Source organism: Pseudomonas sp. 1L-B-1-E-C1 (genome assembly GCF_057291835.1).
On the sequence record NZ_JBXAWN010000015.1, the window covers coordinates 93,782 to 107,333 of the forward strand.

Genomic DNA, 13,552 nt, shown 5'->3' on the forward strand with positions numbered 1-13,552 from the left:
GGCTTTTTAACGGCTTCAGGAATTACACGAGTGGTTTAGGCTCGTGCTCTTTTTCCTGAGCTTCTTCGCGCTGCTCGACCGCATCCTGAACGGAGCGGGGTGCTTCAGCGATCACCGCTTCAACCGATGCTTCTTCCGCGACCGGGGCAGGGGCTGCCTCGACCACTTCAGCCGCAGGGGCAGGTTCGGCAGCCACTGGCGCCGCAGCGGCAGCCAGTTCGGCTTCCTTCTGCAGACGCTCGGCTTCACGCTTGCGACGACGCACTTCACGCGGGTCGTTTGGCGCGCGGCCGTTTGGCGTCAGGGCGCTGACCGGTGCCGGAGCTTCAACCACTGGGGCTGGTGCTTCGACAATGGCTGGAGCTTCGACAGCCGGTGCTTCGACTGCTGGAGCTTCAACCGCAGGCGCTGGAGCAGGCTCGGCCGCTGCGACCACTGGCTCGGAAACCATGGCCTGCGGTACTTCGGCTTCAGCGACCGGCGCTGGAGTCTCAGTGACGGCTGGCTCGGCAACCCAGTTGAACGCAGTCTGCTCTTCGCGAACTTCACGCACGGTTTTGGTCACTTCTTCAGTGACGGTTTCAACCGCTGGCTCAGTGGCGGCAGCTGGCGCTTCAACGACAGTTTCCGGTTCAGCCGCTGCTTCAACCTGAGGCTGAGCTTCGCGGACCGGGGCGACTTCGATCTCCGGCGCAGCGGTCACTTCCACAGGAGTGGTGGCTTCGACAACCGGCGCTTCGACTGGAGCAGTTTCCAGTGTGGCGGCGGTAGCGCGCTCAGCCTGCTCGTGGGCCTGAGCTTCAGCCGGAGCGCTGATGGTGCTGCTGGCAACGGCGGCGGTGACGGCCAGGCCAGCGGCCAGATCGGCAGTGCTTGGCTCGCCAGCGTTTTCAGCGGAGTCGGATTCTTCCGAACCTTCGATCACATTGCCGTTGGCATCACGCTGACGCTCGCGGCGGTTGCTGCGACGACGCTGACCACGGGAGCGACGACGTGGACGATCGCCTTCGGCGTTGTCCTGACCGTCTTCCGGCAGTTGCTCTTCGTTATTGGTGTTCACTTCTTCTTCAGCGACGGCAGCAGCGGCTTGTTCGGCGCGCGGTTGACGTTCTTCACGCGGCGGACGCGGAGCGCGTTCTTCGCGTGGCTGACGGGCCGGACGCTCTTCAGTCGACACGGCAGCGGTGGCTGCGGCTGCGACTGGTGCGGCGTCCAGAGGCTCACGCAGTTCACGTACGCGTTCTTCACGCTCGCCACGCGGCTTGCGATCTTCACGCGGTGCGCGCGGTGCACGTTCTTCGCGCGGGGCACGTGGTGCGCGCTCTTCGCGGGCTACCGGCGCTTCGCTGCGGGTCTCACGCGGCTCACGGGCTTCACGTGGCTGACGCTCTTCGCGCGGCTCGCGTGGTGCGCGCTCTTCACGTGGAGCACGTTCTTCGCGCGGCTTGCGTTCTTCATCGCGACGACCGTTACGGTTGCGGCTCTGCTGACGACCGTTGCGACGTTCTTCGTTGCGGGCAGGACGCTCGGTGGCAGCCGGTTTCGCAACAGCGACCGGTGCGGCTGGCTCTTCCTTGGTGGCGAACAGGCTGACCAGCGACTTCACCAGACCCTTGAACAGGCTTGGCTCAGGCGCGGCAGCTGGTGCTGGAGCTGGTGCGGCAGGTGCAACTTCAGTCGGCACCGGTGCGTTGGCACGGGCCGGGGCAGTTTTCACCGCAGCTTCCTGGCGAACCAGAGTGCGGGTCGCAGCGGCAGGCTGGACTTCTTCGACTTCGGCAGCGGCGGCAGCGATTTCGTAGCTGGACTGGTTGGTCGCGGCTTCCGGGCTGTCGTCACGCAAACGCTGAACTTCGAAGTGCGGCGTTTCGAGGTGGTCGTTCGGCAGAATGACAATGCGGGCGCGGGTGCGCAGTTCGATCTTGGTGATCGAGTTGCGTTTTTCGTTGAGCAGGAACGCGGCGACAGGGATCGGCACTTGCGCGCGAACTTCGGCGGTGCGGTCCTTCAGGGCTTCTTCTTCGATCAGGCGCAGAATGGCCAGCGACAGCGATTCAACGTCACGGATGATGCCGGTGCCGTTGCAACGCGGGCAGACGATGCCGCTGCTTTCGCCCAGCGATGGACGCAGGCGCTGACGGGACATTTCCAGCAGGCCGAAACGCGAGATACGACCGATCTGCACACGGGCGCGGTCAGCTTCCAGGCATTCGCGGACTTTCTCTTCCACGGCGCGCTGGTTCTTGGCCGGGGTCATGTCGATGAAGTCGATGACGATCAGGCCGCCGATGTCGCGCAGGCGCAACTGACGGGCGATTTCTTCGGCGGCTTCAAGGTTGGTCTGCAGGGCGGTTTCTTCGATGTCGCTGCCTTTGGTGGCGCGCGCCGAGTTGATGTCGATGGACACCAGGGCTTCGGTCGGATCGATGACGATGGAACCGCCGGAAGGCAGTTCGACGACGCGCTGGAACGCGGTCTCGATCTGGCTTTCGATCTGGAAACGGTTGAACAGCGGCACGCTGTCTTCGTACAGCTTGATCTTGCTGGCGTACTGCGGCATCACCTGGCGGATGAAGGTCAGGGCTTCGTCCTGGGCTTCAACGCTGTCGATCAGCACTTCGCCGATGTCCTGGCGCAGGTAATCGCGGATGGCGCGGATGATCACGTTGCTTTCCTGATAGATCAGGAATGGCGCGGAGCGATCCAGCGAGGCTTCTTTGATGGCGGTCCACAGTTGCAGCAGGTAGTCGAGGTCCCACTGCATTTCTTCGCTGCTGCGGCCCAGGCCTGCAGTGCGCACGATCAGACCCATGTCGGCCGGAGCAACCAGACCGTTCAGCGCTTCACGCAGTTCGTTGCGCTCTTCGCCTTCGATGCGACGGGAGATGCCGCCGGCACGCGGGTTGTTCGGCATCAGCACGAGGTAACGACCGGCGAGGCTGATGAAAGTGGTCAGGGCGGCGCCCTTGTTGCCACGTTCTTCTTTCTCGACCTGGACGATGACTTCCTGGCCTTCGCTCAGGACGTCCTTGATGTTGACGCGGCCTTCGGGGGCTTTCTTGAAGTATTCGCGGGAGATTTCTTTGAGGGGCAGGAAGCCGTGGCGCTCGGAGCCGAAATCGACAAAGGCAGCCTCAAGGCTTGGTTCGATGCGAGTGATACGGCCTTTATAGATGTTGGCCTTCTTCTGCTCGCGTGCACCGGATTCGATGTCCAGGTCGTAGAGGCGCTGGCCATCTACCAGTGCAACACGCAACTCTTCGGGTTGAGTTGCGTTAATCAGCATTCTTTTCATGTAGTACCGTCGGTTTCCGGGCTGCCGGAAACGGCGTTCGGCACACACGACTTCTCACGGTCGGTGTCAGGTGCGTCGGGAGTGGTTGGCCATTCCCGTGTCCAGCGATGTGCGGCCAATTGGGCCGATACCGCGACGTACGCGTCCTGCTTGCTGTGGCTACTTAAGCACTCAGTCAGGAGGAGGAATCAACCAGCGGCTGTGGACGAGATGAAGCGTCTTGATCAAAGCTTGTTGCTACACAGTCCGGCGGTTGTGCATCTCCACCCTACACGTATCCCTGATAATTCGGGTGCTGCCGCGCGCAGAATCCGCAGCGGGTTGGCATTTACCGTGAGCTCCGAAAGGGGAGGTCACGCATCATGGCTAATTCAGGCGATGTTTCCGAAGCAATCGCTCGGGGTCATTCGCAGTCGACTGCACTTTGTGAACTGGCCTTGAATGTTGCCTGCCGGGCGAGTGAGAACTCTGCTCGGCGGTGTAATTCAGGCCTCATGTCACCTGCGCTCGTTACAACCGCAAACTCCACCGTTACGTAGCGAAAGCCCCGTAGGACGGCCTCGCGCCCTGGTGAATTGCGTTGGTCAGGGCCGGTCTTTGACCGTGGTTCCGCTGTCCAGGCCGCTTTTGGCGGCGTTCGCGACTATAGCAGCAATGATTAAGTGCTTCAATTCCATAAAAATTGTTATCATCCGCGGCATGACAACTACTGCCCCTTCGACTCCAGGCGTTCAACTGCTTGAAGTCTCGCCGGAGTATGCCGGCCAACGAATCGACAACTTTCTCCTCGCCCGGCTCAAGGGCGTGCCCAAGACCTTGATTTACCGCATTTTGCGCAAAGGCGAAGTGCGCGTGAACAAAGGTCGGATCAAGCCCGAATACAAGCTGCAGGCCGGCGATATCGTGCGTGTTCCGCCGGTTCGCGTGCCTGAGCGCGACGAGCCGGTGCCACTGGCCCAGGGGCTGTTGCAGCGCCTGGAAGCGTCGATTGTCTACGAAGACAAAGCCCTGATCGTGATCAACAAGCCCGCCGGCATTGCGGTTCACGGCGGCAGCGGGCTGAATTTCGGTGTGATCGAAGCCTTTCGTCAGTTGCGTCCCGATGCCAAGGAGCTGGAGCTGGTTCATCGTCTGGACCGTGACACCTCCGGCCTGCTGATGATCGCCAAGAAGCGCAGCATGTTGCGCCACCTGCACGAGCAACTGCGTGGCGATGGCGTCGACAAGCGCTACATGGCGCTGGTCCGTGGCAACTGGGCGACGTCGATCAAGCAGGTCCGCGCACCGTTGCTCAAAAGCAATCTGCGTTCCGGCGAGCGCATGGTCGAAGTCAATGACGAGGGCAAGGAAGCCCTGACGATGTTCAAGGTGCTGCGCCGCTTCGGCGATTTTGCCACCATGGTCGAGGCGAAACCGGTTACCGGTCGTACCCACCAGATTCGCGTGCACACCTTGCATGCTGGCCATTGCATTGCCGGTGACAGCAAGTATGGCGACGAGGATTTCACCAGGGAAATCCGCGAACTGGGCGGCAAGCGTCTGTTCCTGCACGCTTACATGCTGACCGTGCCGCTGCCCGATGGCGGCAAGCTGACCCTGCAAGCGCCGGTTGACGAAATGTGGGCCAAGACCGTGGAGCGATTGAGTGCGCCCATCTGATTACAAACTGCTGATTTTCGATTGGGACGGCACCCTTGCCGATTCCATCCATCGGATCGTCGAGGCGATGCACTCCGCGTCCGGGCGTTCCGGCTTCGAATTGCGCGATGACTTCGCCGTCAAAGGCATCATCGGTCTCGGCCTGCCGGAAGCGATTCGCACGCTATATCCCGAAATCAGTGACGCAGAGTTGCTCGCGTTTCGCGAGTACTACGCCGATCACTACATCGCTGCCGAAGCCGTGCCTTCACCGCTGTTCGAAGGCGTGGTCGAGTCGATGGCGTCGTTTCGCGAACAGGGTTATCACCTGGCGGTGGCGACCGGCAAGAACCGGCGCGGCCTTGATCGCGTACTCAAGGCCAATGGCTGGGAAGATTATTTCGATATCACCCGTGCGGCCGATGAAACTGCCAGCAAGCCGCACCCTCTGATGCTTGAGCAGATCGTCAGCCACTGCGGCGTACGCCCGGAGCAGGCGTTGATGGTCGGTGATTCGTCGTTCGATCTGCTGATGGCGCGCAATGCGGGAATGGATTCGGTGGCGGTCAGTTATGGCGCGCAATCGATCGAGTCTCTGCAGCAGTTCGAGCCGCGGCTGTCGATCGACCGTTTTTCTGAATTGCATGCCTGGCTGGGTCAGCGGGCTTAATACGTTTTTGCTGGGGTAGATGGCATGACCGACGAATGGAAAGCACCGGCCAAGGCAAGTGCCGACGACGGTGACGCGAAAAGCTGGAAGCTGTTGGAAAAAACTCTGCTGGCTGGCGTGCAGGAACAACGCCGTTCACGGCGCTGGGGGATTTTCTTCAAGCTGCTGACGTTTGTTTATCTGTTTGTTGCGCTGCTGTTGTTCACGCCGCTGATGGACATGGAAAAAAGCGCCACGCGCGGCCCGAACTACACGGCGTTGATCGAGATCGACGGCGTAATCGCCGACAAGGAACCGGCCAGCGCCGACAACATCGTGGGCAGCCTGCGCGCGGCCTTTGAAGACAAGAAGGTCAAAGGCGTCATTCTGCGCATCAACAGCCCGGGCGGCAGTCCGGTGCAGTCCGGTTATGTCTATGACGAGATCAAGCGTCTGCGTGCTCTGCACCCGGAGATCAAGCTCTACGCAGTGATTTCCGATCTAGGTGCCTCCGGTGCTTACTACATCGCCAGCGCGGCGGACCAGATCTACGCCGACAAGGCCAGTCTTGTGGGTTCGATCGGCGTCACGGCGGCGGGTTACGGTTTCGTCGGCACCATGGAAAAACTCGGGGTTGAGCGTCGCACCTACACCTCGGGCGAGCACAAGGCATTCCTGGATCCGTTCCAGCCGCAAAAGCCTGAAGAAACCGCCTTCTGGCAAAGCGTGCTCGACACCACGCACAAGCAGTTCATCAACAGCGTCAAGCAGGGTCGTGGTGATCGCCTGAAGGACAAAGAGCATCCGGAGCTGTTTTCCGGGCTGGTCTGGTCGGGTGAGCAGGCGCTGCCGCTGGGCTTGATCGATGGCTTGGGCAGTGCCAGTTCGGTGGCGCGTGATGTGATTGGCGAGAAGGAGCTGGTGGACTTCACCGTGCAGGAATCGCCGTTCGATCGCTTCTCGAAAAAGCTCGGCGCCAGCGTGGCCGAGCAGGTGGCCATGTGGATGGGTTTCCACGGGCCTTCGTTGCGGTAAGACGGTTCAAGATCAAAAGATCGCAGTCTGTGGAGGCTCTTGCACGGATCGGTGTAGGAGCTGCCGAAGGCTGCGATCTTTTGCATTTAAGGGATTTGCACACCTTCGACTAACAACATATCGATCAGGCGAATCAGCGGCAGGCCGATGAGGCTGGTGGCATCAGGGCCTTCGGTCGATTGAAACAGGCTCACGCCCAGTCCCTCGGCCTTGAAGCTGCCGGCGCAGTCGTACGGTTGCTCGATGCGCAGGTAGCGTTCGATGCGCGCCTGATCCAGCTGACGCATGTGCACGGTAAACGGCACGCAGTCGACCTGGCATTGCCCGGTCTGGCTGTTGAGCAGTGCCAGGCCGGTCAGGAAGGTCACGCTCGCGCCGCTGGCGGCCATCAGCTGATCACGGGCCTTCTCGAAGGTGTGCGGCTTGCCGATGATTTGTTCGCCCAGCACGGCAACCTGGTCCGAGCCGATAATCAGGTGAGCAGGGTGGCTGACCGCCAAGGCCCGGGCTTTTTCTTCGGCAAGACGTTTGACCAGATCGATCGCGGACTCGCCCGGGCGGTGACTTTCGTCGATGTCCGGCGAGCTGCAGACGAACGGCAGGTGCAGGCGGGCGAGTAATTCACGGCGATAAGTCGAGCTTGAAGCGAGTAATAGAGGCAGCATGGACGTCTCCTGAGGCAGGTGCGAATTCTAGCGGAGGCGCGCAAGTGACGGACAGGGCACAATTTCCTTTGACATGGGTGGGTGCATCCCTATAATGCTGCGCCTATGTTGAATGACCCGATTCCACCTCACGTTGACCCGCGCAAATTGGCTGACCGTGGCACCACCCTTCAAGGTGAACTGCTGCTGGCCGATTTGAAGAGACTCTGCGACCCGCTTTCCGACGATGTCGGTACGGTGCAGGCCAAATTCGTTTTTGAACGAGATGAACGTAAGTCTGTGGTCATCCACAGCTTTATCGACACCGAAGTCAAAATGGTTTGCCAGCGTTGTCTTGAGCTGGTCACCCTGCCGATCCACAGCGAATGCAGTTACGCGGTGGTGAAGGAGGGTGCGAATACCCAGTCGTTGCCGAAAGGTTATGACGTGCTGGAACTGGGCGAAGATCCATTGGATCTGCAGTCACTGATCGAGGAGGAGCTTCTGCTCGCCTTGCCCATTGTGCCTGCTCATCATCCGGAAGAATGCCAGCAGCCGGCGGGAGCAGATGAGCCCGAACCGAGCGAGGACGAGGTAACGCGGTCCAACCCGTTCAGTGTATTGGCGCAGTTAAAGCGTGACCCAAACGTTTAGGAGTTAATCAATTATGGCTGTTCAGCAGAACAAAAAATCCCGCTCTGCCCGTGACATGCGCCGTTCGCACGACGCTCTCGAGGCTAGCACCCTGTCTGTAGAAAAAACCACTGGTGAAGTTCACCTGCGTCACCACGTATCGCCAGAAGGCGTATACCGTGGCCGTAAAGTGATCGACAAGGGCGCTGACGAGTAATCACTTGTCCGCTCAAGTCATCGCGATTGACGCAATGGGCGGGGACTTCGGTCCCCGCAGCATTGTTCAGGCCAGTCTCGCTTGCCTGTCTGCTACGCCCTCGTTGCACCTGACCCTCGTCGGTCAACCCTCCCTTCTTGAAGAACTGATCCACGGCCAATCGGCTGCCGATCGCGCGCGCCTGACGATTGTTCCGGCCAGCGAAGTCATCACCATGGACGAAAAACCTGCCCAGGCCCTGCGTGGCAAGCCGGATTCGTCGATGCGTGTCGCCCTCGAATTGCTCCGCGATGGCAAGGTGCAGGCCTGTGTCAGTGCCGGCAATACCGGCGCGTTGATGGCGTTGTCGCGTTTTGTCCTGAAGACACTGCCCGGCATTGATCGTCCGGCCATGGTCGCGGCGATTCCGACGCAGACCGGTTATTGCCAGTTGCTCGATCTTGGCGCCAACGTCGATTGCAGTGCCGAGCACCTGTTGCAGTTCGCTGTGATGGGTTCGGTGGCTGCGCAGACCTTGGGGATTGCCCGTCCCCGTGTGGCACTGCTGAACATCGGCACCGAAGACATCAAGGGCAATCAGCAGGTCAAACTGGCCGCAACGCTGTTGCAGGCTGCGCGCGGGATCAACTACATCGGCTTCATCGAAGGCGACGGCTTGTATCGCGGCGAGGCCGATGTGGTGGTGTGTGACGGCTTCGTCGGCAATATCCTGCTCAAGTCCAGCGAAGGCCTGGCGACGATGATCGCGGCGCGCATCGAGGCCCTGTTCAAGAAAAACATCGCTTCTCGTGCTGTCGGCGCGCTCGCGATGCCGTTGATGAAGCGTCTGCAGGCCGACCTGGCTCCGGCGCGACATAATGGCGCAAGCTTTCTCGGCTTGCAGGGCATCGTCGTGAAGAGTCACGGAGCGGCCGGTGTTCAGGGCTTTCAGAGTGCGATTCAACGGGCACTGATCGAGATCCAGGAGAACCTGCCCGAGCGTCTCCACGGCCGTCTGGAGGATCTGTTGTCTTAGGCGTTTTCGTCGGACAATGCTTAAATGTGACCGCCCGGTTCAAAGGGCCATCCAAACTGTCAGTTTCTCCCGTCCCGAGCGGGACGATATTTTCCGACGACAAGATCATTAGGGGCTTGTTACATGTCTGCTTCCCTCGCATTCGTCTTTCCAGGACAGGGTTCGCAGTCCCTCGGCATGCTGGCCGAGTTGGGCGCGCAACACCCGCTGATCCTCGAAACATTTCAAGAAGCCTCTGCTGCGCTGGGCTACGACCTGTGGGCACTGACCCAGCAGGGCCCGGAAGAGTTGCTCAATCAAACCGATAAAACCCAACCGGCAATCCTGACCGCCTCGATCGCCCTGTGGCGTCTGTGGCTGGCCGAAGGTGGCGCGCGTCCGGCATTCGTCGCCGGTCATAGTCTGGGTGAATACAGTGCGCTGGTTGCCGCCGGCAGCCTGAGCCTGGCTGACGCGGTCAAGCTCGTCGAGCGCCGTGGCCAGTTGATGCAGGAAGCGGTGCCGGCCGGGCAGGGCGGCATGGCTGCGATCCTCGGTCTGGAAGACGCCGATGTGCTGGCAGCCTGCGCCGAAGCGGCGCAAGGCGAAGTCGTCAGCGCAGTGAATTTCAACTCGCCGGGCCAAGTGGTGATCGCCGGTGCCAAGGCGGCCGTCGAGCGCGCCATCGAGGGTTGCAAGGCCCGTGGCGCCAAACGCGCCATGCCGTTGCCGGTGAGCGTGCCGTCGCACTGTGAACTGATGCGTCCGGCTGCCGAGCGCTTCGCCGAATCCATCGCTGCAATCGACTGGCAAGCGCCGCAGATCCCGGTGGTGCAGAACGTCAGCGCACAAGTGCCGGCCGATCTGGAAACCCTCAAGCGTGACCTGTTGGAACAACTCTACAAGCCAGTGCGCTGGGTTGAATCGGTGCAGACCCTGGCGGCGAAGGGCGCCACGAATCTGGTCGAATGCGGCCCGGGCAAAGTCCTGGCTGGCCTGAACAAGCGTTGCGCCGAAGGCGTTTCGACTTCCAACCTCAATACCCCAGATGCCTTCGCTGCCGCTCGCGCAGCGCAGGCCTGAATCAGGAGAAACTTGCATGAGTCTGCAAGGTAAAGTTGCACTGGTCACCGGTGCAAGCCGTGGCATCGGCCAGGCCATCGCACTGGAACTGGGTCGTCAGGGCGCCATCGTTGTTGGCACCGCGACCTCCGCGTCGGGCGCCGAGCGCATTGCCGCGACCCTGAAGGAAAACGGCATCCAGGGTGCCGGTTTCGAACTCAACGTCACCAGCGACGAATCGGTCAGCGCCGTGCTGGCGGGCATTCAGGAGCAGTTCGGTGCGCCGGTGGCGATTCTGGTCAATAATGCCGGTATCACCCGCGATAACCTGATGATGCGCATGAAAGACGACGAATGGTACGACGTGATCGATACCAACCTGAACAGTCTGTATCGCCTGTCCAAGGGCGTTCTGCGCGGCATGACCAAGGCTCGCTGGGGTCGAATTATCAGTATTGGCTCGGTGGTGGGTGCCATGGGCAACGCCGGCCAAGTAAACTATGCAGCCGCCAAGGCCGGTCTGGAAGGTTTCAGCCGGGCGATGGCGCGTGAAGTCGGTTCGCGTTCGATTACGGTCAACTCGGTAACCCCAGGGTTCATCGACACCGATATGACCCGCGAGCTGCCTGAAGCACAGCGTGAAGCCTTGCAGACGCAGATTCCGCTGGGTCGTCTGGGACAAGCTCAAGAGATCGCGTCCGTGGTCGCTTTTCTTGCATCCGACGGTGCGGCATACGTTACCGGGGCTACAATCCCGGTGAACGGTGGGATGTACATGTAAGTAAAATGTGACGGATTGCTTCAAAAAAATGTCATACGAGCTGTCTAAAATCCGTTATAAAGCTGCAATCTATTTTATAGGCAGAGGGCCGCAGGGTTTGAGGAGTGAAGCTTTCAGTTGAAAAACTGAAAAGGCTTTCTATACACTTACCCACTGGCCAGCTGCCTGAATTTGTCCATTAGGAGTGAAAACAAGGTATGAGCACCATCGAAGAGCGCGTCAAGAAAATCGTTGCCGAGCAACTGGGTGTTAAAGAAGAAGAAGTGGTCAACACCGCTTCCTTCGTAGAAGACCTGGGTGCCGACTCCCTTGACACCGTTGAGCTGGTGATGGCTCTGGAAGAGGAATTCGAGACCGAAATCCCTGACGAAGAAGCTGAAAAGATCACTACTGTACAAGCTGCAATCGACTACGTTACCAGCCACCAGGCGTAACAGTTTGTAATCGTTGCTTGCTGTCATGGAAAAACCGCACTGCCATCATGGCGTGCGGTTTTTTCTTTAGGCCTGATGCAAAGTCGTCATTTGAAAAAGGAGAGTGCTGTGTCGCGTAGACGCGTCGTAGTCACCGGTATGGGTATGTTGTCGCCACTGGGCACGGATGTGCCGAGCAGTTGGCAGGGCATTCTGGCTGGCCGCAGTGGCATTGGTCTGATCGAACACACCGACCTTTCTGCCTATTCGACCCGCTTCGGCGGTTCGGTCAAAGGCTTCAATGTCGAGGAATACCTGTCGGTCAAGGAAGCGCGCAAGCTCGACCTGTTCATTCAGTACGGCCTCGCCGCAGGCTTTCAAGCCGTGCGCAATGCCGGTCTGGAAGTCACCGATGCCAACCGTGAACGCATTGGCGTGGCCATGGGCTCGGGTATCGGCGGTCTGACCAACATCGAAGAAACCAGCCGCACCCTGCACGAGACCGGTCCGCGACGGATCTCGCCGTTCTTTGTGCCTGGCTCGATCATCAATATGATTTCCGGCTTCCTGTCGATCCATCTGGGCGCACAGGGACCCAACTACGCCATCGCCACCGCGTGCACCACCGGTACGCACTGCATCGGCATGGCGGCGCGCAATATCATGTACGACGAAGCTGACGTGATGATTGCCGGCGGCGCGGAAATGGCCGCTTGCGGTCTGGGCATGGGCGGCTTCGGCGCGTCCCGTGCACTGTCGACCCGCAACGACGAGCCGACCCGCGCCAGTCGTCCATGGGACAAGGGCCGCGACGGCTTCGTCCTGTCCGACGGTGCCGGTGCTCTGGTTCTTGAAGAACTCGAGCACGCCAAGGCGCGCGGCGCGACGATCTACGCCGAGCTGATCGGTTTCGGCACCAGTGGCGATGCGTTCCACATGACCTCGCCACCCGCCGATGGCGCCGGTGCCGCGCGCTGCATCACCAATGCCCTGCGCGATGCGAAGATCAACGTCGACCAAGTGCAGTACATCAACGCCCACGGCACCTCGACCCCGGCCGGCGACCTTGCCGAAGCCAACGCGATCAAGTCGGTGTTCGGCGATCACGCCTACAAGCTGGCGGTGAGCTCGACCAAGTCGATGACCGGACACCTGCTGGGTGCAGCGGGCGCCGTCGAGGCGATCTTCAGCGTGCTGGCGATCAACAGCCAGGTGGCACCGCCGACCATCAACCTTGAGGAGCCTGACGAAGGCTGCGATCTCGATTTCGTCGCGCACACTGCGCGCAACATGGATATCGATGTCGTGCTGTCCAACTCCTTCGGTTTTGGCGGCACCAACGGCACTCTGGCGTTCCGCCGGTTCGCGGGCTGATGGAGAGCTGGGTCGACGGTCAACCGGCTGACACGCTGTCGCTGAAAGATCGCGGCCTGGCTTACGGCGATGGTCTGTTCGAGACCATTGCCGTGCACAGCGGTCGGCCGATCCTGCTGGATCGACACCTGACGCGTCTGGCCGATGGCTGTTCGCGTCTGGCCATCGCGACCGACTTCGAGCTGATTCGCCACGAGCTGCTCAGCTATGCGGCTGCGATGGGCGAGGGCGTGCTCAAGCTCATCCTCACTCGCGGTGACGGTCTGCGCGGTTATGCGCCCGATCCTGCGGCGCAGGGCCGACGCATTCTGCAAGGCAATCCGCCGGCGGCTTATCCCGCTGCCCACGCCGAGCACGGCATCCGCCTGTTTCCCTGCAACACCCGCTTGTCCACGCAACCTCTGCTGGCCGGGCTCAAACATCTGAACCGACTGGAACAGGTGCTCGCCCGCGGCGAATGGCAGGACAGCGATCACGCCGAGGGCCTGATGCTCGATCAGGCCGGGCGCGTCGTCGAAGGCGTGTTCAGCAATATTTTCCTGGTGCGCGACGGTGGTCTGATCACGCCCGACTTGAAGCGCTGCGGCGTCGCTGGTGTGATGCGCGCGGAAATATTGTTTCAGGCCGAGTCACTGGCCATCCCTGCGCAAATCGCCGATATCAGCCTCGATCATCTGCAATGGGCTGATGAAGTGTTTGTCTGCAACAGCGTTTATGGCGTCTGGCCGGTACGCGCCTGTGCTGCACTGAGCTGGCCGGTTGGCCCGCTCACCCGTAAACTGCAAACCATTGCCCGCGCGCTACTGGATGCTTGATT

At 60.6% G+C, this 13,552-nt stretch carries 13 protein-coding genes; 11 read left to right on the top strand and 2 right to left on the bottom strand.

Features of this window, described 5'->3' with window-relative positions; all coding sequences use genetic code 11:
* Positions 1-22 precede the first annotated feature (22 nt).
* Positions 23-3,295 (bottom strand): ribonuclease E, encoded by a 3,273-nt coding sequence (rne, locus tag AC0Z4S_RS23885; RefSeq protein WP_485624820.1) that lies wholly within the window; start codon positions 3,293-3,295, stop codon positions 23-25.
* 699 nt (positions 3,296-3,994) lie between these two features.
* Here rne and rluC point away from each other — a divergent pair.
* The 3 genes from rluC to sppA are packed head-to-tail and all read left to right on the top strand — an operon-like array spanning position 3,995 to position 6,617.
* Positions 3,995-4,954: a 23S rRNA pseudouridine(955/2504/2580) synthase RluC gene (rluC, locus tag AC0Z4S_RS23890; protein ID WP_485624821.1), complete on the top strand. Its 960-nt coding sequence runs from the start codon at positions 3,995-3,997 to the stop codon at positions 4,952-4,954.
* On the top strand, positions 4,941-5,603 hold the full coding sequence (locus tag AC0Z4S_RS23895) for an HAD-IA family hydrolase (RefSeq protein ID WP_083352208.1): 663 nt from the start codon (positions 4,941-4,943) through the stop codon (positions 5,601-5,603). The genes rluC and AC0Z4S_RS23895 overlap by 14 nt, the downstream gene beginning before the upstream one ends.
* Positions 5,604-5,627: 24 nt before the next feature.
* On the top strand, positions 5,628-6,617 hold the full coding sequence (gene sppA / locus AC0Z4S_RS23900) for a signal peptide peptidase SppA (protein ID WP_485624822.1): 990 nt from the start codon (positions 5,628-5,630) through the stop codon (positions 6,615-6,617).
* 86 nt (positions 6,618-6,703) lie between these two features.
* Here the strand turns inward: sppA and AC0Z4S_RS23905 are convergent, their stop codons facing one another.
* A complete protein-coding gene (locus AC0Z4S_RS23905) occupies positions 6,704-7,282 on the bottom strand; it encodes a Maf family protein (protein ID WP_485624823.1) in 579 nt (192 codons plus the stop codon).
* A 105-nt stretch (positions 7,283-7,387) separates the two neighbouring features.
* Between AC0Z4S_RS23905 and AC0Z4S_RS23910 the strand changes: the two genes are divergently transcribed.
* The 8 genes from AC0Z4S_RS23910 to pabC all read left to right on the top strand — a co-directional run bounded on the left by AC0Z4S_RS23910 (position 7,388) and on the right by pabC (position 13,550).
* Positions 7,388-7,915 carry a YceD family protein gene (locus AC0Z4S_RS23910; RefSeq protein ID WP_003204262.1) on the top strand — a complete coding sequence of 176 codons (528 nt, stop codon included), beginning with the start codon at positions 7,388-7,390 and terminating at the stop codon, positions 7,913-7,915.
* 13 nt (positions 7,916-7,928) lie between these two features.
* Positions 7,929-8,111 (top strand): 50S ribosomal protein L32, encoded by a 183-nt coding sequence (rpmF, locus tag AC0Z4S_RS23915; RefSeq protein WP_003179396.1) that lies wholly within the window; start codon positions 7,929-7,931, stop codon positions 8,109-8,111.
* 4 nt (positions 8,112-8,115) lie between these two features.
* Positions 8,116-9,126, top strand: a complete 1,011-nt coding sequence (plsX, locus tag AC0Z4S_RS23920) for a phosphate acyltransferase PlsX (protein WP_485624824.1) — start codon at positions 8,116-8,118, stop codon at positions 9,124-9,126.
* A gap of 123 nt (positions 9,127-9,249) precedes the next feature.
* Positions 9,250-10,188, top strand: coding sequence for an ACP S-malonyltransferase (gene fabD, locus AC0Z4S_RS23925; protein ID WP_024013921.1), 939 nt, complete (start codon positions 9,250-9,252; stop codon positions 10,186-10,188).
* A gap of 16 nt (positions 10,189-10,204) precedes the next feature.
* Positions 10,205-10,948 (top strand): 3-oxoacyl-ACP reductase FabG, encoded by a 744-nt coding sequence (fabG, locus tag AC0Z4S_RS23930; RefSeq protein ID WP_016770989.1) that lies wholly within the window; start codon positions 10,205-10,207, stop codon positions 10,946-10,948.
* Between the two features lie 197 nt (positions 10,949-11,145).
* Complete coding sequence (gene acpP, locus AC0Z4S_RS23935; protein WP_003175607.1) at positions 11,146-11,382, top strand: acyl carrier protein; 237 nt, start codon at positions 11,146-11,148, stop codon at positions 11,380-11,382.
* 108 nt (positions 11,383-11,490) lie between these two features.
* Positions 11,491-12,735 (top strand): beta-ketoacyl-ACP synthase II, encoded by a 1,245-nt coding sequence (fabF, locus tag AC0Z4S_RS23940; protein WP_253504348.1) that lies wholly within the window; start codon positions 11,491-11,493, stop codon positions 12,733-12,735.
* Positions 12,735-13,550: an aminodeoxychorismate lyase gene (gene pabC, locus AC0Z4S_RS23945; RefSeq protein WP_485624825.1), complete on the top strand. Its 816-nt coding sequence runs from the start codon at positions 12,735-12,737 to the stop codon at positions 13,548-13,550. Before fabF ends, pabC begins: the two co-directional genes overlap by 1 nt.
* Positions 13,551-13,552: the final 2 nt, after the last annotated feature.